The sequence below is a fragment of the Propionibacterium freudenreichii subsp. freudenreichii genome, from assembly GCF_000940845.1.
Classification (GTDB): domain Bacteria; phylum Actinomycetota; class Actinomycetes; order Propionibacteriales; family Propionibacteriaceae; genus Propionibacterium; species Propionibacterium freudenreichii.
This window is the reverse complement of sequence record NZ_CP010341.1, coordinates 15,717-37,209: the sequence shown is the minus strand read 5'-3', so window position 1 is coordinate 37,209 and position 21,493 is coordinate 15,717. Positions and strand designations below refer to the sequence as shown.

Sequence of the window (21,493 nt, the reverse complement as noted above, 5' to 3'; positions counted from 1 at the left end):
TGGCGGAAGTCCTTAGTCCGAGGGCCCGGGGAGGGCCCCGATCAGGTCGCCGATCGACGACAGCGCCAGCGCCACCGATCGATTGAGCTGGGCATCGGTGAGTCCCTGGTCAACCGGGATGAAGGAGTCGATGCCGACGCTGCGCGTGCCGGGGTCGTCGCTGGGATACAGGTAGATCGTGCCGTCGACCGACTGCGAGTTGAGCCGGTTGATGGCCTCGATGGCGGCAGCGGCGCTGTCGTCGGCGCGCAGGCGCAGGCCGATCAGGGCCGCCACGCGCAGCAGTTCCGCCTCGGCGATCAGCTGGAAGGTGAGGATGGCGCGCTCGGTCTGCAGCGCCAGCACCCCCTCGTGCTCGACGGGCGCCGAGCGCATGGCCCGCTTCACCGCCTTCTGGATGCGGTCGTAGGTCACCTCCGGGCACGGCGTGACCGCATGCGGTGCGGCTCGTTGCGACATGGACTCCCCCTCCGGCCGGGCACGCACCCGGCACATGCAAAAGGCCGGTTGACAAGGGCTTTCACCCGTCAACCGGCCTTCGTGGTGCGGTGGGCCTAACTGGACTTGAACCCGTTAGCCTCTGGAAATCGCTGATCCCACCCCGACGAGGAGATATGCCTCCTGGCTAGGGAATATGGAGACCACAGAAACCACTCTCGTTGTAGCGCTAAGCGGGCTCAACGGGCTAAACTAGCCTCAAATCGTACCCGGATCGTACCCGGATCGTACCCTGTTTGAGGAACCGAAATGAGCGAACTGAGCCACAACTTCCATAGGACGGCCCAGCGATGAAGCGCCGTCGGAAGTCCACGCTGGGCACCATCATGGCCAAGGACCGAGGATTCAAGGCCCGCTACTGGCGTCTGGGAGTGCTGCACACGCCGGGGCACACTTTCGCCAGCTTCGAGCTCGCGGACCAGTGGCTCATCGGCGAGCAACTTCTCATCGACCGTGACGAGTGGACTCCTCCCGCGCAACGCCGCGCGGTTGAGGAAGCCGACCAGATCACGTTCGGTGTCTACTCCGCACGCTGGATCGAGCACCGGCAGGTTCGTGGGCGACCGCTCAAGGCCCGCACCGCAGCGGACTACCGGGCCATGCGTGCTCATGCCCTGGCTCGGTTCCTCGACGTGCCGATCACCGCCATAGACCGGGCTCAAACGCTGGCATGGTACGAGTCCATGGACCCGGGCGCGCCGGTTGCCCGGTCTCATGCCTATGCGCTCTTCCGCTCCATCCTGGCCAGCGCTGTGGAGGACGGCATCATCGCCACCAACCCTGTGCACGTGCGGGGCGCCAGCGGGGGCCGTCGTCATCCCGAGGTCGAGCTGTTCACCGTCGAACAAGTTGGCCAGCTAGCCGATCTCATGCCTCCTCAGCATCGTGCAGCGGTCCTGATCGCCGCATGGTGCGGGTTGCGGTTCGGTGAGCTTGCAGCGCTCCGCCGATCCGACATCGAGCTCAACGACACCGGGGGCTACATCTCCGTGGCTCGGGGCATTGTGACGGTGGACGGGCACCAGCAGGTCACGACACCGAAGAGCGACAGCGGAGAGCGCCGCGTGCCCATCCCTCGCAACATCTGGCCAGACCTACGCGAACACCTGAAGCGCTACGCGCAGTGGGGCAAGGACGGCCTCCTGTTCCCACCGACCACGCCCGGCACGGACTACCTCACACCGGGGCAGCTGTACGGTCACCGGCCCACGTACGACAAGGACGGGAACGTCAAGAAGCAGGGCGGTGGCTATTACCGAGCCAGGCACATGCTGGGACGAGATGACCTGAGCTTCCACAAGCTCCGCCACTTCGCCGCCACCAACTACGCCGTGGCCGGTGCCACCACCAAGGAACTCATGACACTCATGGGTCACGCCGATCCCGAGATCGCCATGCGGTATCAGCATGCCGCCCACAGCCGCATTGCTGAGCTCGCAGATCGGGTGTCGGAGCTGTCGAAGGTGCAGAGCAGCGGAACTAGTTGAATCGGCGTATACTTGCCTCAAGTTGGGTAGTCTGAGTCGCCGGAGGAAGTGGCTCAACTTCTGTAGTCCAGCCAGGTAGCCGCGTCATTCCTAGGCAACATACACGGAGCCTTACCACGGGTGCGATTCCCCGTGGCGGACAGATCATGCTAGGGCATCCCGGGTGGGCCGGGATTGGGTATCGGCAACACAGTCCGCCGTCTCGTCGCAGAGGCGCCAGCGGAAGCCGCGAGAACGATCTCCCGGAGTTCCGCATGTCCAAATCTACCCATCCGAAGAGGCCCTACCGACAGCTCATTGACCCCAATCTCGATCACCGTAGAGACCCCGCCATCGCGGATGCCAAGGCCCGCCTGGCTCGGCTCTACGTGGGCAACCCAACGCCCGACCCTGCCGCCGTGGCCAAGGCAAAGGGCGAAATCAACACGGTTGTGCTGGCTCGCCACATTGCCGACGCGCTCGCCAAGGGGCCAGCCTTCACGCCGGAGCAGACCGACTTCCTCGCGTCCATGCTGCTCGATGCGGCGGTGGAACGATGACCACCTCAGCCTTCACCCCGCAGGACCGCTCCGCCGCGCTCCAGCAGCACGGAAAGTTCGTGGGCTATCCCCAGGCAGCAGAGCTCCTCGGCTGCTCCGTGCGCACCCTCAAGCGCCTGACCGCCGACGGTCAGCTGCCGTGCTACCGCATCGGCCGGACCCGCACTCTGCGCGTCAAGACGGCCGATGTCCTCTCACTCGTAGAGAGGGTGGCCTAAGCAATGTCTCGATCAAAGAGAAACCGCCCAGCGGGCGACTGGGCGGCTCAAGGTAGATCAGCTAAGCAACGTGCCTTCAAGGCTACCGCCTGCCCCGATTGCGGAGCGACGTTCTCTCCAGCTGGAGGAATGGTTCACGAGCCGACGTGCCCGGCAGGCCTCAAGGCCGACCGCGCCCAGGCCCGCGATGAAGCGTGGTTCATCCTTCATCCTGGCCAGGATAGCTATGAGCGCGACACGACGTGGGGTGAACGCGCAGAGGCAGAGACGATGGGCGTCGCCCTTCCAACTCGTGTCCGGATCACCGAGCTACGACCGGGCTGGCGGTCCCGCCAGTTCCTCTACGACGGTGGCGACGACCATGCCAACTTCGTCTCGCTGGAATTTGAGCAGCAGACACGCCAGCGGCCCTACGGTGGTGACTCCCGATGACTGAGCCAACCACGTATGCCGTCGCGCGTGCCCCACGCAAGGACTCCAAGGTCTGGACCAACGGCTCCATGACCTGGGACGAGATTATCGAGGTGGTTCGGCATCCCGCAAACCACAAGGAATGCGGGTGCTGGCTGTTTGGCACACTCATGCGCGACCCGCTGACCGGTGAGGTGTACCGCCGGAAGACGACCATCCTGTCCCGCTCAGCGGTCCTGCTGGATGCCGACGCGGCCTGGCCCGATCTTCCCGACAAAGTTCTGGCGCTCGGAGTGCGGTGCCTTGTGCACAGCACCTGGAGAAGCAGGCCCAAGGCCCCCCGCTACCGCATCATCATCCCGCTATCGCGCCCGGTGATGCCCGACGAGTACACGATCATCGCTGGCAAGCTCATCCGACAACTCGGCACCGAGCAGTTCGACCAGACGTGCGCCGACCCCATCCAGTTCTCGTTCCTGCCCTCGAACAATCGGCGCTGGAACGATTACGAGATTTACGAGGGGGCAGACGCATGCTGAGCCCTGACGAGATACTGGCCGAGACGGCCGAGAAGGACGCGGAGACCGTTCCGGCTCCAGCTACCGCTCCTGGCCAGGAGGATCCTGTCTCTGCCGACTACGTCCGCCGGACCGTGGCGGGCGTGCTGGGCGACCTCGACAAGCTCGAAGCCCTGGCACCTGGGGATCGCACCGAGCGCGGCGACGGGTGGGACTCGGGATGCTTCGCTGTCGCCTGCCAGCTCGTCCGCGCTGCTAACTCTGGCACGGACTACACGATCGAGCAGGCCGAGAAGGACTTCAAGAATCGCTGCCCGACGGACGACGGGTTCGGTCCTGACAGGGTGGCGCACAAGTGGAGCGACGCGCTCGAGAAGGCAGGCGACGATCCTCTTCATCCCCAGAATCCCAGCGCGGACGAAGACTTCGGCCCGTACATGAGCGGGAAGCCCGAGCCAGGGCGGGAGGCGGGGGGAAAGGATGAGCTGCGCGAGCTGATCGATCGGGAGAAGCTGCGCCAGCAGGCCCGCCAGATCGCAGCCCGTGAACTCAAGGCCGAAGGCCGGGAGTCCACAATCCCGCCCATCGTTACCCTCGACGCCCTGGCCTCGGAACCGGATGATGCGCCCGTCTACTTTGTAGAGCAGGTGTGGCCGATGGACGGGCACATTGTCCTGGCAGCCCAGTTCAAGGCAGGCAAGACGACTCTGGTCGGCAACGTGACCCGCGCCATCGTGGACGGGGTGCCTCTGCTGAACAGGTTCGCCCCGATGCCTGGCCAGTGGAGGACCGCCATCATCGACGACGAACTCAGCCGGAACATGCTCCGCCGGTGGCTGACCCAGCAGGGGATAGTCAACCAGGACCGGGTGTCTATCGTCCCTCTGCGGGGCCGTGTTTCCTCCTTCGACATCCTTGACGAGGATGTCCGCCACCAGTGGGCCGACCTGCTGCGCGGCCACCAAGTGCTCATCCTCGACTGCCTCCGGCCACTCATGGATGCTCTGGGGCTAGACGAGGACCACGATGCAGGGCGGATTCTCGACGCCCTCGACTCTCTCGTAGCTGAGGCGGGCATTCCCAACTTGCTCGTGGTGCACCACATGGGCCACAGCGGGGAGCGCAGCCGGGGTGACAGCCGCATTCTCGACTGGCCAGATGCCACGTGGAAGCTCACAAAAGAGCACGACCAGCAGGGCAACACCGAGGATGCTGCGCCGCGCTACTTCTCCGCCTACGGGCGAGACGTGGACGTGCCCGAGGACCAGATGGACTTCGACCCAAGAACCCAGCACGTTCGTCTGTCCGGCGTCGGTAGCCGGAAGACCGCCAAGGCCTCCCGAGACCAGCAGAAGGCCACCCAAGCCGTCCTGAAGGCGCTGTCCGACTATCAGGCCGATCCTCGCCCCGTTCGCCCGGAGGGTCTATCGGGGAAGGAGCTGGGAGACGCGACAGGGATCAAGGATTCGTCCCTCACCAAGGCGCGCGATCAGCTGGTCAAGAACGGGGTAGTCGGAACCGTGCCTCGCCACAAACAGGGTGGCGGGTTCTACTACAAGCTGGCCGAAAATACCGAGCCAGGAGGAGCGAAATGAGGTGCCCTTCCAGAAGGTACCGGAACATACCGGAACATACCGGCTCGGTAGGTTCGAAGAAACCTACCGAACGTACCCCTTTAGGGGGGTTCGAGGTAGGTTCTTCATCGGTAGATCCGGCGGAACATACCGGGGGCCAAGAAAACGCCGGTATGTTCTGCCCTCCGATTGGATGCCCCCCTGGCTCGGGAGGGGAATCCAGCATGAGCGCGAAGCGCCCCGCAATCCCTGGCTTCAAGACAGAGCTCTGCCCCGTCTGCAACGAGCTGTTCTCGGGCACATCGGCGGGGGACCTGCACCGGGTTGGTGACTACTACGACCACCACGACCCGCAGCGCCCCTACATACCGCGCCGCTGCCTCACACCCGACGAGATAGCCGCCAAGGGCCTCGTGCGGAATGCCAAGGGCGTATGGCACTGGCCCGGAAGTGACGATTGGAGGCCCACCGTCGCAGATCTCCCAGCCGCGCAGCCCGATCCCGCATAACTACACCCCCAACCATCAGATAGCTCCTCGAAAGGAAGTCCATCATGTCTAGCATCACCGATGCATTCCGCAAGTTCATGGCAGACAAGAAGGCCGCCGATGCCTACACCAACCCGAGCCTGTCAGCGAGCGGCCTGGCCGAGTACCGAGAGAAGCAGATCGCGCCAACCCGCGAATGGGTCATCTCGGAGGTGAAGGTGGCGCTGGCCCGGGAAGAGAAGGCTCAGCAGGCTCTCAACGATCAGTTCGCCAAGGACCTGGCGCCGTCGTCCGATCCCCAGACCGTCATCGCCCGAGAGTTGACCTGGCAGCGGCTTTCGGCACGTATCGCAGCCGGGACGGCGAACGTCGACACAATCGCCCCGTCCGCCTCCGCCCACGAGCTGGAGACCCTGGCCACGATCGGCGCCCACGAGCTGCCCGAGGACGAGGCCGCGTACATCCCCGAGGCCGTGGTCCGGGCGTACCCGGCGCTGCCCGAGAACCAGGAACTCTACGGCGCCCTGGCCAGCCAACTCGCGACGGCACAGCAGGAGGCAGGTGTGGCCCGGGCTGCGCACAAGATCGCGTTGGGCGGGGAGCTGGATTCCCAGGACCTCCTGGGCCTGGCCGACGGCGACCCCGATCTGTTCCGCGAGCTGGACGATGCCGACGCGCTGCCGGTGACAAATGTCCAGCCGTTCGGTCAGAGGCAACAGCTCACGTCTGCGGACGTGGCCGTCTGACCGACCAACATCACCGCCCCGAGTGGTTCACCGCGAACTACCCGGGGCGCTGCTGTGCTCCAGTCATGATTAGAGGCCCACCGTCGCAGATCTCCCGGACTTGCAGCCCATGGGTGGTGTAGTCGTAGGGTCGGTGATCCTGGACCCGGGAGAACGCGGTTTCCGGTCGCCCAACCCCAATCACCCTGCATGCCCTGTATGGGCACCCTTTCCACAAAACATGGGGGGAAAGTCTGGACTGTATCCCTCGACCCGACCAGACATAGCGGCATTCCCCACGGAACTGATACCCCAGGGGGGTATCAGTTGTCACCCATGATTCGCGGTGTCAGGGCTATGTGTAGGCCGTGCGAGAGCCACGCCGGTGAGCGCGTGGGCGGGCCCGCTCTCACACGCGCGCGTACGCGAGGACCGACGGGAATTCGTACCCGATTCGTACCCTGTCGAGAGGGCTCAGAGCATCGAAGCTTGTCAGAGGCACATTCTTTGGTGGGCCTAACTGGACTTGAACCAGTGACCTCGTCCTTATCAGGGACGCGCTCTAACCAACTGAGCTATAGGCCCATCGGTGCTGGGGAGGTTGTCCCCCGTACCGAAGAGAGACTTTATCGCACGACGTCCCTCACGCTCAACTCACTCAGTCCTCGGCCAGTGTCACCTCGAGGCCGCCGATCACATTGGCGGCCACGTTGTACACGAAACTGAACAGCGTGGTGATGGCCGTGACCAGCACGATGCTCACCACCGACACCAGCACGGTGAACCCCAGCACGCGCCACATGGTCACATAGTTGGCCAGGTTGGACCCGCCGCCACTATCGGCGCCGACCATGGCCGTGATGCCCTGCTGCATGGCGTTGAGGCCACCGGACAGGCTGATGATGCCCCACAACACCCACACCGCAATGATCAACGCGATGCCGCCGACCACCGAGAACAGGAATGAGGTCTTCATCACCGACCACGGGTCGACCCGCGAGATGCGCAGCTGCGCCTTGCGCGTGGGACCCTCGGGACGTCCGGCCCCGGCCTTCTCCTTCAGCGTGGCGAAGGACAGCGCCGGCTTGCGCCCCGACCTGCGTCGGCTGCCGGGACGCGCGAAGCGTCGCGAGCCGCCATCCGCCTTCGCGGTTGTGGCATCGGAATTGTCAGCCATCCAGACCCTCCTGCGTGCATGTCGGCAACGCGACCACCCTGCTGGGCCACACCGACGGTTTCGGGCGTGTTCAGACTACCGGGCGCGGCCACCGCATGCGCACCGCGTCGCCGCGGCAGGGATCGCCGGTGCGTCCAGCGCCCACCCGGTGCCCCGTCAGCGCCGGAAGATGCCGGGCAACGCGTAGCCGCAGGAACGGCAGCGCCCCAGGTCGTCCAGGCGCACCGGCCCCACCCGGTAGCCATCACGCTCGATGAGCGCCGTCCCGCACTGCGGGCACCAGGTGGTCTGACCGGCCGGATCGTGCACATTGCCGGTGTAGACGAAGTGGATGCCGGCATCGAGTGCGATCTGGCGGGCCCGCTCCACCGATGTGGCGGTGGTGGGCGGCACATCCCTCATGCGGTTCGACGGGTGGAACGCCGTGAAGTGCAGCGGCACATCGGGGCCGAGCTGGCGCACGATCCACCCGCACATCGCCCGCAACTCCTCGTCGGAGTCGTTCATGCCGGGGATCAGCAGGGTGGTGAGCTCCACCCAGGTGCGTCCGTTGTGCACCACGGCATCGATCGTGTCGAGCACCACGTCGAGGCGTCCGCCGGTAATACGCCGGTAGAAGCCCTCGGTGAAGCCCTTCAGGTCGATATTGGCGGCGTCCATGCAGGCGAAGAACTCGTCGCGCGGTTCCGGATTGATGTATCCGGCCGTCACGGCGATCGACAGCATCTGCTGCTCGTTGACCGCCCTGGCGGTGTCCATGGCGTACTCGGCGAACACCACCGGATCGTTGTAGGTGAAGGCCACGGCGCTGCAGCCGCGTGCCGACGCGTCGTGGGCGATGTCGCGGGGCATGGCCGGCACGCCCACCGCGGTCATCGACCGGGCCGTGGAGATCTCCCAGTTCTGGCAGAAGCGGCAGGCCAGGTCGCAGCCGGCGGTGCCGAAGCTGAGCACCCGCGACCCGGGCAGCACGTGGTTGAGCGGCTTCTTCTCGATGGGGTCGACCGCCAGGCCCGAGCAGTGCCCGTAGGTGTCCAGGCGGATCTCGTCGCCGTGGCGGGCGCGCACGAAGCAGAAGCCGCGTTGGCCGTCGCGCAGGGTGCATTCGCGCGGGCACAGCTCACAGCGCAGCCGTCCGTCGGGCAGCGCATGCCACCAGCGGGCGGTGCGTCCGGGCAGCCCATCGGTGTCGTGGACGGCCCTGTCCGTGCCCGCGGGGTCCCGTCGGGTGGGCGAGGTCGTCATCGGGTGTCCTCGAAGGCGGTGACGGCGTAGCGCGCCAGCCGGGTGTCCGGCCCCCACCGATCGGGGGCCAGGCCGGCCTTCTCGCGCAGCGTGGACAGAAATTCATGCGGGTCGGGCAGCTGGTCCCACACCTGGGGCAGGTAGGTGGCCCGGTGGGAACCCTCGGTGAGCACCACCCCGTCGACGCCGGGACGCAGCTGGCGGATCGCGTCCGCCTCGCTGGTCACCTCCATCGGCTCGGGCGCCGACAACACCGACACCTCAACGTGCAGTCCGGGGTATTCGGCAACCCGCAGCGGGGTGAAGCGCCGGTCGTGGAAGGCGGCGAGCACCGCATTGTCGCGCACGTCCTGGCCCAGCGGCCGATAGGCCTCCAGGGTGCCGATGCAGCCGCGCAGCCGCCCGTCGAGGGTCAGCGTGACGAACGACGCGCCCGGACGCGCCAACCACTTCGCCAGCTCGCCGGTTGCCTGCTCGCGGTGGTGCACGGTCATGCCGAACTGGCGCTCGATGGCTCCGCGCGCCATGTCGATGAGGGTCTCGCGGGCACCCGCGGGGATGTCATTCATGATCTGGCTCCTCACTGTGTGGTTATGCGGTGTTGTTGGGCTACGGGATTGTCGCGGTGCGACATCACTGGTCCGCCTGGAATGCAAAGGACGCATATCCCACGACGCGTCCCTTGTCGCCGGCGGTATCCCCGGAATTGCGGGCGGAAAGCAGGGTGGGCGTCAGATGGTGTTCCCCGCTGGCGAGCAGCAGCCCGTTCAACGAGAAGCAACCGCAGGCCCGGTTGGGCGCCACGGTGTCGTCCAGCGCCAGCACCTTGTCGATGGTGCCGGCATCAAGCTTCCGGGCGTCGTCATAGGAGTGGTAGTGCGACAGGTCGGAGCTGATGACGATTGCGGTGTCGGACTCGCCCCACACCGCGTCCAGCAGCGCGGCCACCTCGTCGGGCAGCGCGTCGCCCACGGCCACCGGAAGCACGCTGGCCTGCGGCAGTACCGTCCTGATGAACGGCAGCTGCACCTCCAGGCTGTGTTCCCGGGCGTGCACATCGGGACGCGTCACCACCAACGGCACCGCCTCGGCGATGGCGGTGAGGTCGGGATCGACCGGCACGGAGCCCAGCGGCGTGTCGAAGGCGTCGGCACCGGCAAGCGCCATGCCGCGGATCCCCACCCGGTGCGTGGGCCCCAGCACCACCACGCGGTTGATGGGGCGTCCCCGCAGCAGTTCGTAGCCGGTTGCGGCCGTGGTGCCCGAGTAGACATAGCCGGCGTGCGGCACCACGATCGCCTTCACCCTGGCCGGGCTCACCTGCGCCGGTGGACGATCCGCCTGCTCGAAGAGCGTGTTCAGCTCGCGGGCGAGCCGCCCCCGCTGGCCCGGATAGAAGCTGCCGGCCACTGCTGTCGGCCTGGTCACCATATGCGCCACCCCTAAGAAGTGCTCCACCCCAAGGGTAGGCCAGCCGGGAAAACGCGGGGAGAAACCCTGGTGACATGAATTTCTCAGGAATGGGCCGTGCACGCCGTGTGAATACTCAGAATGTAGGTGAACCTAACCTTTCCCGGCCCTATTTCTTAGGATGACCTTGATTGTCAGGGGCGGTATGCGCACTTACATTGGTAATTGTCAGACGTGGTCACGAACAAAGGGAGAATCATCATGGAAACCGCCATCAAGTCCTGTTCCACCTCGGCCTGCGCCTTCAACCACAACGGCTGCACCGCATTCGCCGTCACCATCGGTGGCAGCGACGCGAAGCCCACCTGCCGCACCTTCATCGAACTCGACGCCCGCGGCGGCCTGTCGTCGGCCAATGGCAAGGTCGGTGCCTGCCAGCGTCTCGAGTGCACGCACAACAAGGACCTCATGTGCACCGCAAGCTCCATCGAGGTCGGTGGCTCGCAGGCTGATTGCCTCGCCTACCAGGCCAAGTAGTTCCACAACTTGCAGGCGGGCCACCAACATCCCCATGTGCGGTGGCCCGCCTGTTCATGTTCCGGCGACGGTGCAATGAAGCGTGCGGGCCCGGTTGTCCCGGGCCCGCCCACTCCCGACGCCGGCCTTGTCAGACGCAGTAATCGTCAACCAGCGTCGAGCTCTCGACCAGGGCGGACACTTCGGCGTCCAGGCCCTCGAGTGAATGCACATTGCGTGAGAAGTCGGCCACCACGGAGGTGGCGCGGCCGTTGAGCACCCGCATGAACAGGATGCCGGTCTGGTCAACGTCCACGCAGAACACCTTGTCGGCCACGGCGGGGCAGGGATTGACCACGGCCTTGGTGGAATGCACGCGGCCGCGCAGCAGCCCGCACATCACCGAATCGCAGACGCGGCGCAGCGTCGGCTCCGCCAGGCAGGCCACGCATTCGAAGGCCTCCAGGTCGTCGGCCATGGTGGGGAACACCGGGGCCGCGTCGGCGGATTCGCCGACCAACGCATCGAAGGACAGCGGCGTGACGCCGTAGCAATCGTGCAGCAGCACGCGGTCGGAGACGAGGACGCCCACATGGGCGCCGCGCATGCCGGCCACGTCGCCCACCATGGTGGGCAGTGCGCGCTCGGCGAGCAGGTCGATGCGCTCATCGTCGCTCAAGACATACAGCGAGCCGAGCAGGTGGAGGCTCGCTGCAGCGATCCGCGTCATCGGATCAGGTGATTGACGCAGGATCTCCAGGCGCACCGGCACCGGCTCGGGCTGGCCCCCGGTGCGCACAGGATTCACCTCGGCCGATTCGGGGACCGGGCAGCAGGCATTGCCGATCCACGACACGAGGAAGCGGCCCTTGGCGTCGACGCCATGGGCCATCGATTGCACGGACTGTGCGGGGTCCATGCGGTAGGCAAGCATTGATGCACGGCCCTGGCCGCGCATGAGTCGTCGGGCAACCGACAGTGACTGGTCGGAGACGGTGGGCTCCAGGTCATGCGAGTTGCTTGAGGAAGGTGACAACGTCGGCAGCCTCTCTGCGAACAGGTCAAACCAACTGGTGGGATCAGCTAGTTAGGTTAGCCTTACCTTCTCGCATGACCGGCCGCAGTTCAAGCCGGTGGGGAATATTTCCGCCATGTGGACGCGGTGGTTCGCCGATCAAGCCCCGAACGCAGGAATCTCCCGCAACCAGCGCTCATGCCGGTTGCGGGAGACTCCCGCTAATGCCAGTTGCCCGGCAACTACTCGTCGGACGCTCGCGCGTCCTCGTCGTCATCGGCCGCGGCGGTTCCGTCCTCGCTGGCGTCGGCCTCGATCACATCGGTGGCCGGCACCGCATTGCCCATCTCGTCGGTGGCCTCGGGCTCGGTCTCGTCGCCCTCACCCTCCTCCTCGGGCTTCTCCGGGTTGAGCGCGATGGCGATCACCTCGTCCTTGCCGCGCACGCCGACGAACTTCACGCCCATCGTGTCGCGCCCGGTCGGATTCACCTCGGCCACCGAGCTGCGGGTCACCTGGCCCGACGCCTTGATCGCGATCACCTCGTCGGAGTCGGTCACCACCAGGCCACCCACCAGGTGGCCGCGCTCGTCGTCCATGCGCATCGCCTTGATGCCCAGTCCGCCACGATTCTGCACGCGGTAGTCGCCCACCGGGGTGCGCTTGGCGAATCCACCATTGGTCACGGTGAACACGTACAGCGGCTCATCCTCCTCGTCGGCATGCTCGTCGCTGGCCTCGCCACGTTCGGCGGGCACCACGCTCATCGAGAGCAGTTCATCGCCCTCGCGGAAGCGCATGCCGGTGACGCCCGACGTCGTGCGACCCATCGGACGCATCTGTTCGTCGTCGGCACGGAAGCGGATCGCCTGGCCGAGCCGGGAGATGAGCAGCACGTCGTCGCTGGCGTCCACCAGCTCGGCGCCGATCAGCTCATCGTCGTCGGCACGGAAGTTCACCGCGATGAGGCCCGCCTGGCGCGGTGAGTCGTAGGCGGACAGGGCCGTCTTCTTCACCAATCCCTGCTTGGTGGCGAGCACCAGGTATTCGGCGTCCTCGTAGGAACGCAGCGCCAACACCTGGGCGATCTTCTCGTCGGGCAGGAAGCTCAACAGCCCCGCCACGTGGCCGCCCTTCGCGTCGCGGCCGCCCTCGGGCAGTTGCCAGGTCTTGATGCGGTAGACGCGCCCGTGGTCGGTGAAGAACAGGATCCACTGGTGGTTGGTGGTGGCGAACAGGTGCTGCACCTCGTCGTCGGCACGCAGCGTTGCCCCGCGCACGCCCTTGCCGCCACGACGCTGCGGGCGGTACTGGTCGGTGCGGGTGCGCTTGGCGTAGCCACCACGGGTGATGGTCACCACCATGTCGTCGTCGGGGATGAAGTCCTCGTCGCTGAAATCGCCCTCGGCGGCGATGATCTGGGTGCGACGCTCGTCGCCGTACTTGCCGACGATCTCGCCCAGCTCATTGCTGACGATCGAACGCTGGCGCTCCCGGTTGGCCAGGATGTCCTTCAGGTCGGCGATGAGGGTGTCGAGCTCCTTCATCTTGTCGATGATCTTCTGGCGCTCCAGGGCGGCCAGGCGACGCAGCTGCATGTTCAGGATGGCGGCAGCCTGCACGTCATCGATGTCGAGCAGCTTCTGCAGGCCTGCCGACGCCTGCTCGGTGGTGGGCGAGCGCCGGATCAGGGCGATCACCTCGTCGAGCATGTCGAGGGCCTTCACCAGGCCGCGGTAGATGTGCGCTTCCTTCTCGGCCTGCTGCAGCTGGTGCTCGGTGCGCCGGACGATCACCTCGATCTGGTGCAGCACCCAGTAGCGGATGAACTGGTCGAGGCGCAGCGTGCGCGGCACATTGTCGACCAGCGCCAGCATGTTGCACCCGAAGGTGTCCTGCAGCTGGGTGTGCTTGTACAGGTTGTTCATCACGACGCGCGGCTGGGCGTCGCGCTTGAGCATGATGGCCAGCCGCTGGCCGGTACGCGCCGAGCTGTCGTCGCGGATGTCGGAGATGCCGGTGAGGCGCCCGGAGTTCACCAGGTCGGCGATCTTCTGGGCCAGGTTGTCGGGGTTGCACATATAGGGCAGTTCAGTGACCACCAGCTCGGTGCGGCCCTTGCGGTCCTCCTCGATGTTGATCACCGCGCGCATCGTCACCGAGCCACGCCCGGTGCGATAGGCGTCCTCGATGCCCTTGCGGCCCACGATCAGCGCGCCGTTGGGGAAGTCGGGGCCCTTCACGCGTGCCATCGACGCCTCGAGCAGCTCCTCATCGGAGGCCTCGGGGTGTTCGAGGAACCACTGCACGGCCTCGTTCACCTCGCGCAGGTTGTGCGGCGGGATGTTGGTGGCCATGCCCACGGCGATGCCGGTGGACCCGTTGACCAGCAGGTTGGGGAAGCGCGCCGGCAGCACGGTGGGCTCGGTGTCGCGGTTGTCGTAGTTGGGCTGGAAGTCGACGGTGCCCTGGTCGATGTCGCGCACCATCTCCATCGCCAGCGGCGCCATGCGGCACTCGGTGTAACGCATGGCGGCGGCGCCGTCGTTGCCGGGCGAGCCGAAGTTGCCCTGGCCCGACACCAGCGGATAGCGCATGGCCCACGGCTGGGCCAGGCGCACCAGGGTGTCGTAGATGGCCGAGTCGCCGTGCGGGTGGTACTTGCCCATCACATCGCCCACGACGCGCGAGCACTTGTTCCAGCCGCGGTCGGGACGATAGCCGCCGTCGTACATCGTGTAGATCACGCGGCGATGCACGGGCTTGAGGCCGTCGCGCACATCGGGCAGGGCACGCTCGACGATCACGCTCATCGCATAGTCGAGGAACGAGTTCTGGATCTCGGAGGTGAGGTCAACCGGGTCGACGCGGCCCTTGGCGGGGCCGGCGATGGCATCGACGCCGGAGCCCTTGCGGGCCCGCTGGTTGTTGGTGGGCGTCTCGGCGTTGTCGCCGGGGCCTTGTGGTGTTTCGCTCATTGTTCTTCCTTGTCAGGCACGGATGGGGACGCGGGGCGCGCGCGGATCAGACGTCGAGGAAACGGACGTCCTTGGCGTTGCGCTGGATGAAGCGTCGCCGCTCCTCCACGTCTTCACCCATCAGGATCGAGAAGGTCTGGTCGGCGCGTGCGGCGTCGTCGAGGTTCACCTGCAGCAGGATCCGGTTGTCGGGGTCCATGGTGGTGGTCCACAGGTCCTGGGCGTCCATCTCGCCGAGGCCCTTGTAGCGCTGGATCGGGTTCACCGAGGGCAGCTTCTTGCCCGCCTCGAGGCCCTTGTCGCGCAGCGAGTCGCGCTCGCCGTCGTTGTAGGCCAGCTCGTGGGGGGCGTTGGTCCAGCGCAGCCGGAACAGCGGCGGCTGGGCCAGGTAGACGTAGCCGCCGTCGATGAGCTCGGGCATGAACCGGAACAGCAGCGTCAGCAGCAGCGTGCGGATGTGGGCGCCGTCGACGTCGGCATCGGCCATCAGCACGATCTTGTGATAGCGCAGCTTGTTGATGTCGAACTCCTCGTGCACACCGGTGCCGAGCGCCGAGATGATCGCCTCGATGGTCTCGGACTGCAGGGCCCGGTCGATGCGTGCCTTCTCGACGTTGAGGATCTTTCCGCGCAGCGGCAGGATCGCCTGGATGCGGGGGTTGCGCCCGCCCTTGGCCGAGCCACCTGCGGAGTCGCCCTCCACGATGAAGATCTCGCACTCCTCCGGGTTGTTGCTGGAGCAGTCGGCGAGCTTGCCGGGCAGGCCGCCGGAGCCGAGCAGGCCCTTGCGGTTGCGGGCCATGTCGCGGGCCTTGCGGGCGGCGATGCGTGCCGACGCGGCAGCCTGTGCCTTGCGCACGATGAGCTTGCCGTCGCCGGGGTTCTGCTCCATCCAGTCGCCCAGGCGCTCGTTGACGGCGCGCTGCACGAAGCCACGCGCCTCGGTGTTGCCGAGCCGCGTCTTGGTCTGGCCCTCGAACTGCGGGTTCACCAGCTTCACCGAGACGATGGCGGTGAGGCCCTCGCGGATGTCGTCATTGCTGACGCGGTCCTCGCGCTTCTTGATCAGGCCCCAGTTCTCACCCCACTTGTTGATGGTGGTGGTGAGCGCGGCGCGGAAGCCCTCCTCGTGGGTGCCGCCCTCGCGGGTGTTGATGGTGTTGGCGAAGGTGTGCAGGCTGGTGACGTAGCTGGTGTTCCACTGCATGGCCACCTCGACGCCCATGCCCACCTCGGGGGCGTGTGCCTCCACGTCGATCACCGGGGTCATGGTCTCGCGGTTGCCGTTGAGGAAGGTCACATAGTCGACCAGGCCGTTGTCGAACTTGAAGACGTCGTGCAGCTGCTTGCCGTCCTCGTCCACATGGTCGGTGCGCTCGTCGGTGATGGCGATGCGCAGGCCCTTGTTGAGGAAGGCGATCTCACGGAAGCCGGTGGCCAGCGTCTCGTAGCTGAAGTCGGTGGTCTCGAAGATGTCGGCGCTGGGGTAGAAGGTGATCGTGGTGCCGGTGCGCTCGGTTTCCTCCAGGCGCTCGACGGGGGCCACCGGATCGCCGAGCGTGAAGCTCTGGTGCCAGTGGTAGCCGTCGCGGTAGACGTCGGCGTCGAAGCGCGAGCTGAGCGCGTTGACCACCGACGAGCCGACGCCGTGCAGGCCGCCGGACACCTTGTATCCGCCGCCGCCGAACTTGCCGCCGGCGTGCAGCACGGTGAGCACCAGGGTGAGCGTGGAGATGTGCTCGGCGGGGTGCTCGGCCACGGGGATGCCACGGCCGTTGTCCACCACGCGGCAGCCGCCGCCGTTGAGCAGCGTCACCTCGATGGAGTCGGCATAGCCGGCCAGGGCCTCGTCCACGGAGTTGTCGACGATCTCGCGCACCAGGTGGTGCAGGCCGCGTTCGCCGGTTGAGCCGATGTACATGCCGGGACGCTTGCGCACGGCCTCCAGGCCTTCCAGCACCTGGATCTCGTCAGCGCCGTACTCGCCGTCAACCGAGTCGTCCTCGGTGTCTGTGAGGGTGAGGGCGTCCATCCTCTTCTCGTCTTCGGTCTTCTCAGTCACGGCTGATTCGTTCAGCTGTTCACTCACCGGTGGGGACTCCTGTCATCACAGTGCGCGAATGCTCGCAGCACACCCTGACGATTCTACCAGCCAAAGTGCCCGATACCCATGTCTGGACGGGGTCGATCGGGGGCCGCCTGCCCTAAATCGCGGCAAAATCGGCGCTCAGAGCCGATTAACCCCGTTTCGCGTGCCCCTCCACTTGCGACGGTGCTGCGGCGCTCAGGGCGTTGTGGCGGTTTTCGCCGGGTCGGTGCGTGCAGCGCGTGGACGGCCGGGCGCACCGGGTGGGTTGGACGTGGACGCCGAGGGCTCAACGCAGGACAGGGGCGACAAGGGCACTGTGGACGGTGCCCTTGTCGCCCCTGTCCTGCGCGTCCGGCCCCCGGTGGGGGCACCTCGCGTCGGATCGGTAGGGACGCGGTCGTCCCGGGCGAGCGGATTGATTCAGGACTGCTGCTGGAAGTCGGCCAGCGCAGCATTCACCTCCGGCCGGAAGGCGGGGTTGGGAGCCAACACGTCGGGCATCACCAGCGCCGGCAACTCATCGGGCTCGGGGAAGTTCACCGGCCCATTGATGATCATCCACATGAGCTGGTCGGCATAGGCGCTCGGGTCGAAGGTGGCGCCCCACGCGAAGCCGGTGTAGCCCTGCGGCACCGCCAGCGGGTCGAAGCCGAAGCGCGCGACGCGCTGGGCCGCCTCGGCGGCCACGATGCTCCTCAGCTCGGTGTTCATCCAGGTGATGCCCGTCTGTTCCTCCTGGCGGCGGCGCTTGCCGTTCACGGTGAGGTAGACCGCCACCGCGAGCATGAGTAGCGCGAGCAGCAGCGGACCAGCCACACCCAGGACGGTGACGCGCGTCATGGACGCACCGGCCAGGGTGGTTATGAGGCCGAAGCCTCCCAGGATGAACAGGATCACTGCGGCGATCTTAAGTCGCCCCGACCGCACCTGGACGGTGTGGGGCTTCATGTGTTCCAGTTCCTGGGCGGACACCGAGTCCTGGGCGTTGCCGATGGCCTGGGCCCACGCCAGCTGCCACTGCGTCTGGCGATCGCGCAGCAGTTGCGCCAGCGGAATGGCCTGGTTGCGCCACGCCACGTACTGCTTGCCCTCCTCGGTCTGGCGCCACATGGCGAACTGGTGGGTCTGTTCCTGTGCGGCCATCGACTGCGTGATGGCGGTCTGTTCCTCGGCTGCCCGGGCGGCACGTGCGTTCTGGATGGCCGAGACGGCGGCGAATCCAGCGCTGACCCATGAAGCGGTGGCCGCACTGCGCGCCGAACGCGCCGAACGCGCCGTGTCCTCTGACGCCCTGGCGGTGCGGGCCGAGTTCTCGGCGGTCCGGTCGGATGCCGCCGCGGCCCGCGCCGACGATTGCTCAATGTTCGCGGCCGAATTCTCCACGCCGCGCGCGGAACTCCTCATGTCGCCACGCCACCTGGCCCATTCACCTTCGCTGGCCATCGCCACATCCCTTCTGATTGCACTGTCATTGCCCAACAGGTCCATCCCGGGGGCACAAGGCGGCGGTAGATGGCGCGGTCCTTGTCGGACGATCAGGGCCATTCCCGCCAATGAGGTGGCCAATGCCACGTGGGTGGGCATCGGCCTGGTTCGCGAAACATCAGGGCTCGCAGTAAGGGCTTGCGGGGCGACGATTCAATGCCGCGCCCACAAGCCCTCAGCTGGTTTGTTTGTTCGGGTGGTTACTTCCCGATGTTGCTGTAGCGGTGCAGGAATGCTGCCATCGCGTCACGGTTCGTAGCGTCCAATGGACGATACGTCCCATCAACCCAACCCGTGGACACACCAGTCGACTTCATCCACTCGATCTGCTGATAGAACATGTTCCCCGCACCCACATCAGTGAACGACGGAACACCAGGAGCCAGGAAAGCAGGAGACCCGGCACGCCGATACAAGAAAGCAGCCATCGCATCACGCGCCACCGGAGTCGTCGGACGGAACGTGCCATCAGGCCAACCAGTGGTGATAGCGGTGCTCGCGGCCCACTCGATCTCCTTGTAGAACTGATTCGACGGGGCCACATCCGAGAACGTCGGTGGTGTCATAGCGTCGAAGCAACACTCCCGGTCGGCGGGGGTCTGATCGGTGGAGTGTGCGGATGGCGCGGGTGGGGTTGTCGTTCAGTGACAGGTCGGAGATCTCGACGGCCTCGAAAGCGGGCTGGTCGGTGCGGAGGATCGCCCGTCACCTGGGGCGTTGCCCGTCGGTGATCTTGCGGGAGCTTCACCGGAACTCGACGAAGACCCGCGGCTACCAGGCCGTGACCGCAGACGTCAGAGCGCAGCGTCGGCGGGCTCGCCCGCAGCAGCGGAAGGTCGCGGGGGATCCGGTGCTGCAGGCGAGGGTGGAGGCGGATCTGGCCGCGTCGTGGACGCCGAACGAGATAGCGGGCCGGTTGCGTCTGGAGGCGACAGACCCGACCGTTGAACGCATGGCGAACTCTGCTGACGCACGCGGCCGAACCGTCTCCGGTGAGGCTATCTACCAGTACATCTACGCAATCCCGAAGGGTGAGCTCGCCCGCAAGGGCATCTTCCTGCAGTCCAAGCGGACCAAGCGCCGACCACGTACGACCGGGCGGACGCGCGGTGGCCCAATCGTAGGTATGGTCCCGATCGCGGAGCGAGGTGAGGACGCCGCCCAGCGTCGGGTGCCGGGGCACTGGGAGGGTGACCTGATCATCGGGAAGAACGGCACCTCGTGCGCGGCGACGCTGGTGGAGCGGATGAGCGGGTTCACCGGGCTGCTGGCCCTGTCCTCGAAACACGCCGAGCCAACCGCTGACGCGGTCATCGAGTTTTTCAACGACTTGCCCGAGATGATGAAGGCATCGTTGGCGTGGGACCAGGGCAGCGAGATGGCCCAGCACGCGAAGGTCTCCCTGGCCACGGCGATGCCGGTCTACTTCGCCGATCCCCACTCGCCCTGGCAGAGGCCCAGCAACGAGAACACGAACCGGCTCTACCGGGAGTATCTGCCCAAGGGCACGGTGATCCCCGATCACCAGCCCTACCTCACCACCATCGCCGAGGAGATCAACAATCGACCCCGCCGCCGACTGGGCTATCTCACGCCCACCGAGGCATTCGCTCGACTGCTCGCCGGCGAGCCCCATGTTGCTTCGACGCCTTGACATCGCCGTCTGACCCGACGGCGTAAACGCCGGAGAACCAGCCAAACGATAGATATAGGCAATCAACGCATCACGATTGATCGGCGTCACCGGACGATACGTACCATCAGGCCAACCCGTGGTGATCCCCTGGGACTTCGCCCAGCAAATATCATCCGCGAACTGATCACCCGCATGCACATCCACGAAGCAATCACCCGCCGGCGGCACCGTGGTACCACCACCATCACCACCCGTCGCAGGAGACGACGGCTGCGGCGAAGAAGGCTGCGGTGACGGAGTGCTCACACCTGGGGTGGAGGGTTCCGACACGTCATCTGCAGGTATCACGTCAGGATCGTTCTCGTGCGTTCGCTGAACTGTCTTGAGTTTTCCGGCCGCGAAGTCACTCTCTGGACGCGCCGGGAAGGATGTTCCAGGATATCCCTCATACATGGTCGAGAGTTTGAGCGTCACATTTGCATTGATGTCCCGCTGAGTTACGTCAATCGGAGGCAGATTATTCAGGTCACGAAAGCCTAAATAATCAATAAATGTGAACGCGGGTGTGTTCGATGGATTGAAATTGAATTGGATTGTGTTCCAATGTATCGTGTTCCAATCTCGCTTCAGTGCCGGATTACCCTTCTGTATCTCCTCAAAAGGCGTGCCGTCGTCCTGCTGGCCGAGTGTTCCAGCAGCTACTCGCTGGTTCCAGAGATACGACCCTGCCACGACCCCGCCGGTTCCGGTCGGGCCGTTGTTTGGAATCCACCAGTTACCACTTGATGCCGTTCCCACTTGCGTATCCCAGTAGCCCGGAATCGGCAGATCCTGACCGTACTTGCTCGGATTTCCGTCAATTTTCGTGGTAACGGATCCATCACGATCATAAGCGGCGATCATCGAGTTCAAAGGGGCCCCGTAGGAATTCGTCAGCGGCGTACCATCTGCGCCATTTGTATAGCCCTTCCACTGATCATCCTGGGCAAGAATTGACTTGTCAGAGACATCGGTTGACGTAAATCCGGCCGCATGCAGGAATGACTTCATCGGTGATGAATAGGTCAGCCCAGCTGCCTGGGCTGCTGGGGGAGTAATGCATCGGTAGATGTTGTCGTAGCTGTCGGTGTACTTCGTTCGACTCATCTGGTCGTCATTGTTGATGATGTTGAACGATCCAGCACCGTCCTTCGGGATGCACACCCCCTCGTGGACTCCACTGGGCAGCCCGGAATCGGCACGGGATGCGACGGTTGACATGAGGCTGAGGCCGCTGGCGAAAAGGGCTATCCCGGCAAGGCCAGCGGCCGGCTTGCGGGAGCGAACACGAGTCTTCATGGGGCAGTGCTCCTTGAGGTGGGGTTGAAACAAGGGCTGAACGGCACCCGGTCGTCCTGTAGTGCAGATTACTGGAACTCATAGGTTCCTGTGAAGACCCTGTCCCCGACTTTCACATCGTGGTCACATGCGCCCACCGTGGTGAC

General features: G+C 65.6%; 20 protein-coding genes, 1 tRNA gene and 1 pseudogene. 10 read left to right on the top strand and 12 right to left on the bottom strand.

What is annotated here, in order from left to right:
• Positions 1-12: 12 nt before the first annotated feature.
• On the bottom strand, positions 13-459 hold the full coding sequence (locus RM25_RS00155) for a YbjN domain-containing protein (RefSeq protein WP_013159951.1): 447 nt from the start codon (positions 457-459) through the stop codon (positions 13-15).
• A gap of 329 nt (positions 460-788) precedes the next feature.
• Between RM25_RS00155 and RM25_RS00150 the strand changes: the two genes are divergently transcribed.
• The 8 genes from RM25_RS00150 (at position 789) to RM25_RS00115 (ending at position 6,479) form a co-directional block, all read left to right on the top strand.
• Positions 789-1,985, top strand: coding sequence for a tyrosine-type recombinase/integrase (locus RM25_RS00150; RefSeq protein WP_052809038.1), 1,197 nt, complete (start codon positions 789-791; stop codon positions 1,983-1,985).
• Positions 1,986-2,239: 254 nt separating this feature from the next.
• Positions 2,240-2,524: a hypothetical protein gene (locus RM25_RS00145; RefSeq protein ID WP_044635827.1), complete on the top strand. Its 285-nt coding sequence runs from the start codon at positions 2,240-2,242 to the stop codon at positions 2,522-2,524.
• Positions 2,521-2,742: a helix-turn-helix domain-containing protein gene (locus tag RM25_RS00140; protein WP_044635826.1), complete on the top strand. Its 222-nt coding sequence runs from the start codon at positions 2,521-2,523 to the stop codon at positions 2,740-2,742. Before RM25_RS00145 ends, RM25_RS00140 begins: the two co-directional genes overlap by 4 nt.
• A gap of 129 nt (positions 2,743-2,871) precedes the next feature.
• Complete coding sequence (locus RM25_RS00135; protein ID WP_044635825.1) at positions 2,872-3,174, top strand: hypothetical protein; 303 nt, start codon at positions 2,872-2,874, stop codon at positions 3,172-3,174.
• Positions 3,171-3,692 carry a protein kinase family protein gene (locus RM25_RS00130; RefSeq protein WP_044635824.1) on the top strand — a complete coding sequence of 174 codons (522 nt, stop codon included), beginning with the start codon at positions 3,171-3,173 and terminating at the stop codon, positions 3,690-3,692. The genes RM25_RS00135 and RM25_RS00130 overlap by 4 nt, the downstream gene beginning before the upstream one ends.
• Entirely contained in the window at positions 3,686-5,266 is a 1,581-nt protein-coding gene (locus tag RM25_RS00125) for an AAA family ATPase (RefSeq protein ID WP_044635823.1), read from the top strand. The genes RM25_RS00130 and RM25_RS00125 overlap by 7 nt, the downstream gene beginning before the upstream one ends.
• A 203-nt stretch (positions 5,267-5,469) precedes the next feature.
• Positions 5,470-5,754: a hypothetical protein gene (locus RM25_RS00120; protein WP_044635822.1), complete on the top strand. Its 285-nt coding sequence runs from the start codon at positions 5,470-5,472 to the stop codon at positions 5,752-5,754.
• A gap of 44 nt (positions 5,755-5,798) precedes the next feature.
• Positions 5,799-6,479 (top strand): hypothetical protein, encoded by a 681-nt coding sequence (locus RM25_RS00115; RefSeq protein ID WP_044635821.1) that lies wholly within the window; start codon positions 5,799-5,801, stop codon positions 6,477-6,479.
• Positions 6,480-6,966: 487 nt separating this feature from the next.
• Here the strand turns inward: RM25_RS00115 and RM25_RS00110 are convergent.
• The 5 genes from RM25_RS00110 to amrB form a co-directional block, all read right to left on the bottom strand.
• Positions 6,967-7,043: transfer RNA gene (locus RM25_RS00110), tRNA-Ile, on the bottom strand.
• A gap of 73 nt (positions 7,044-7,116) precedes the next feature.
• On the bottom strand, positions 7,117-7,635 hold the full coding sequence (locus RM25_RS00105; protein ID WP_013159950.1) for a DUF3566 domain-containing protein: 519 nt from the start codon (positions 7,633-7,635) through the stop codon (positions 7,117-7,119).
• A 156-nt stretch (positions 7,636-7,791) separates the two neighbouring features.
• On the bottom strand, positions 7,792-8,880 hold the full coding sequence (gene amrS / locus RM25_RS00100; RefSeq protein ID WP_013159949.1) for an AmmeMemoRadiSam system radical SAM enzyme: 1,089 nt from the start codon (positions 8,878-8,880) through the stop codon (positions 7,792-7,794).
• Positions 8,877-9,449 (bottom strand): AmmeMemoRadiSam system protein A, encoded by a 573-nt coding sequence (gene amrA / locus RM25_RS00095; protein ID WP_013159948.1) that lies wholly within the window; start codon positions 9,447-9,449, stop codon positions 8,877-8,879. Before amrA ends, amrS begins: the two co-directional genes overlap by 4 nt.
• Before the next feature lie 64 nt (positions 9,450-9,513).
• Positions 9,514-10,311, bottom strand: a complete 798-nt coding sequence (gene amrB / locus RM25_RS00090) for an AmmeMemoRadiSam system protein B (protein ID WP_044635820.1) — start codon at positions 10,309-10,311, stop codon at positions 9,514-9,516.
• A 240-nt stretch (positions 10,312-10,551) separates the two neighbouring features.
• Here amrB and RM25_RS00085 point away from each other — a divergent pair, with 240 nt between their 5' ends.
• A complete protein-coding gene (locus RM25_RS00085; RefSeq protein WP_013159946.1) occupies positions 10,552-10,827 on the top strand; it encodes a DUF1540 domain-containing protein in 276 nt (91 codons plus the stop codon).
• Positions 10,828-10,957: 130 nt separating this feature from the next.
• On the opposite strand, the gene RM25_RS00080 is transcribed toward RM25_RS00085, so the two are convergent.
• The 5 genes from RM25_RS00080 to RM25_RS00060 all read right to left on the bottom strand — a co-directional run bounded on the left by RM25_RS00080 (position 10,958) and on the right by RM25_RS00060 (position 18,939).
• Positions 10,958-11,842 (bottom strand): hypothetical protein, encoded by an 885-nt coding sequence (locus RM25_RS00080; protein WP_144406016.1) that lies wholly within the window; start codon positions 11,840-11,842, stop codon positions 10,958-10,960.
• 221 nt (positions 11,843-12,063) lie between these two features.
• A complete protein-coding gene (gene gyrA / locus RM25_RS00075; protein WP_013159944.1) occupies positions 12,064-14,799 on the bottom strand; it encodes a DNA gyrase subunit A in 2,736 nt (911 codons plus the stop codon).
• A 46-nt stretch (positions 14,800-14,845) separates the two neighbouring features.
• Entirely contained in the window at positions 14,846-16,831 is a 1,986-nt protein-coding gene (gyrB, locus tag RM25_RS00070) for a DNA topoisomerase (ATP-hydrolyzing) subunit B (protein WP_097776018.1), read from the bottom strand.
• Between the two features lie 477 nt (positions 16,832-17,308).
• Positions 17,309-18,331 (bottom strand): hypothetical protein, encoded by a 1,023-nt coding sequence (locus tag RM25_RS00065; RefSeq protein ID WP_144406015.1) that lies wholly within the window; start codon positions 18,329-18,331, stop codon positions 17,309-17,311.
• Between the two features lie 242 nt (positions 18,332-18,573).
• Positions 18,574-18,939: an S-layer homology domain-containing protein gene (locus tag RM25_RS00060; protein ID WP_044635817.1), complete on the bottom strand. Its 366-nt coding sequence runs from the start codon at positions 18,937-18,939 to the stop codon at positions 18,574-18,576.
• 53 nt (positions 18,940-18,992) lie between these two features.
• On the opposite strand from RM25_RS00060, the gene RM25_RS00055 reads away from it, so the two are divergent.
• The gene (locus RM25_RS00055) at positions 18,993-20,027 is read left to right on the top strand and encodes an IS30 family transposase (RefSeq protein ID WP_044635816.1); all 1,035 of its coding nucleotides are present in this window, start codon (positions 18,993-18,995) and stop codon (positions 20,025-20,027) included.
• Positions 20,028-20,111: 84 nt separating this feature from the next.
• Here the strand turns inward: RM25_RS00055 and RM25_RS13445 are convergent.
• Positions 20,112-20,462: pseudogene (locus RM25_RS13445) on the bottom strand (S-layer homology domain-containing protein); the annotation flags it as partial.
• Between the last annotated feature and the right edge of the window lie 1,031 nt (positions 20,463-21,493).

Bases quoted from the DNA above. Each gene is read 5' to 3' on its own strand.
- RM25_RS00155 (WP_013159951.1), bottom strand. From the start codon at position 459: ATGTCGCAACGAGCCGCACCGCATGCGGTCACGCCGTGCCCGGAGGTG.
- RM25_RS00150 (WP_052809038.1), top strand. From the start codon at position 789: ATGAAGCGCCGTCGGAAGTCCACGCTGGGCACCATCATGGCCAAGGAC.
- RM25_RS00145 (WP_044635827.1), top strand. From the start codon at position 2,240: ATGTCCAAATCTACCCATCCGAAGAGGCCCTACCGACAGCTCATTGAC.
- RM25_RS00140 (WP_044635826.1), top strand. From the start codon at position 2,521: ATGACCACCTCAGCCTTCACCCCGCAGGACCGCTCCGCCGCGCTCCAG.
- RM25_RS00135 (WP_044635825.1), top strand. From the start codon at position 2,872: ATGGTTCACGAGCCGACGTGCCCGGCAGGCCTCAAGGCCGACCGCGCC.
- RM25_RS00130 (WP_044635824.1), top strand. From the start codon at position 3,171: ATGACTGAGCCAACCACGTATGCCGTCGCGCGTGCCCCACGCAAGGAC.
- RM25_RS00125 (WP_044635823.1), top strand. From the start codon at position 3,686: ATGCTGAGCCCTGACGAGATACTGGCCGAGACGGCCGAGAAGGACGCG.
- RM25_RS00120 (WP_044635822.1), top strand. From the start codon at position 5,470: ATGAGCGCGAAGCGCCCCGCAATCCCTGGCTTCAAGACAGAGCTCTGC.
- RM25_RS00115 (WP_044635821.1), top strand. From the start codon at position 5,799: ATGTCTAGCATCACCGATGCATTCCGCAAGTTCATGGCAGACAAGAAG.
- RM25_RS00105 (WP_013159950.1), bottom strand. From the start codon at position 7,635: ATGGCTGACAATTCCGATGCCACAACCGCGAAGGCGGATGGCGGCTCG.
- amrS (WP_013159949.1), bottom strand. From the start codon at position 8,880: ATGACGACCTCGCCCACCCGACGGGACCCCGCGGGCACGGACAGGGCC.
- amrA (WP_013159948.1), bottom strand. From the start codon at position 9,449: ATGAATGACATCCCCGCGGGTGCCCGCGAGACCCTCATCGACATGGCG.
- amrB (WP_044635820.1), bottom strand. From the start codon at position 10,311: ATGGTGACCAGGCCGACAGCAGTGGCCGGCAGCTTCTATCCGGGCCAG.
- RM25_RS00085 (WP_013159946.1), top strand. From the start codon at position 10,552: ATGGAAACCGCCATCAAGTCCTGTTCCACCTCGGCCTGCGCCTTCAAC.
- gyrA (WP_013159944.1), bottom strand. From the start codon at position 14,799: ATGAGCGAAACACCACAAGGCCCCGGCGACAACGCCGAGACGCCCACC.
- gyrB (WP_097776018.1), bottom strand. From the start codon at position 16,831: ATGGACGCCCTCACCCTCACAGACACCGAGGACGACTCGGTTGACGGC.
- RM25_RS00065 (WP_144406015.1), bottom strand. From the start codon at position 18,331: ATGGCCAGCGAAGGTGAATGGGCCAGGTGGCGTGGCGACATGAGGAGT.
- RM25_RS00060 (WP_044635817.1), bottom strand. From the start codon at position 18,939: ATGACACCACCGACGTTCTCGGATGTGGCCCCGTCGAATCAGTTCTAC.
- RM25_RS00055 (WP_044635816.1), top strand. From the start codon at position 18,993: ATGGCGCGGGTGGGGTTGTCGTTCAGTGACAGGTCGGAGATCTCGACG.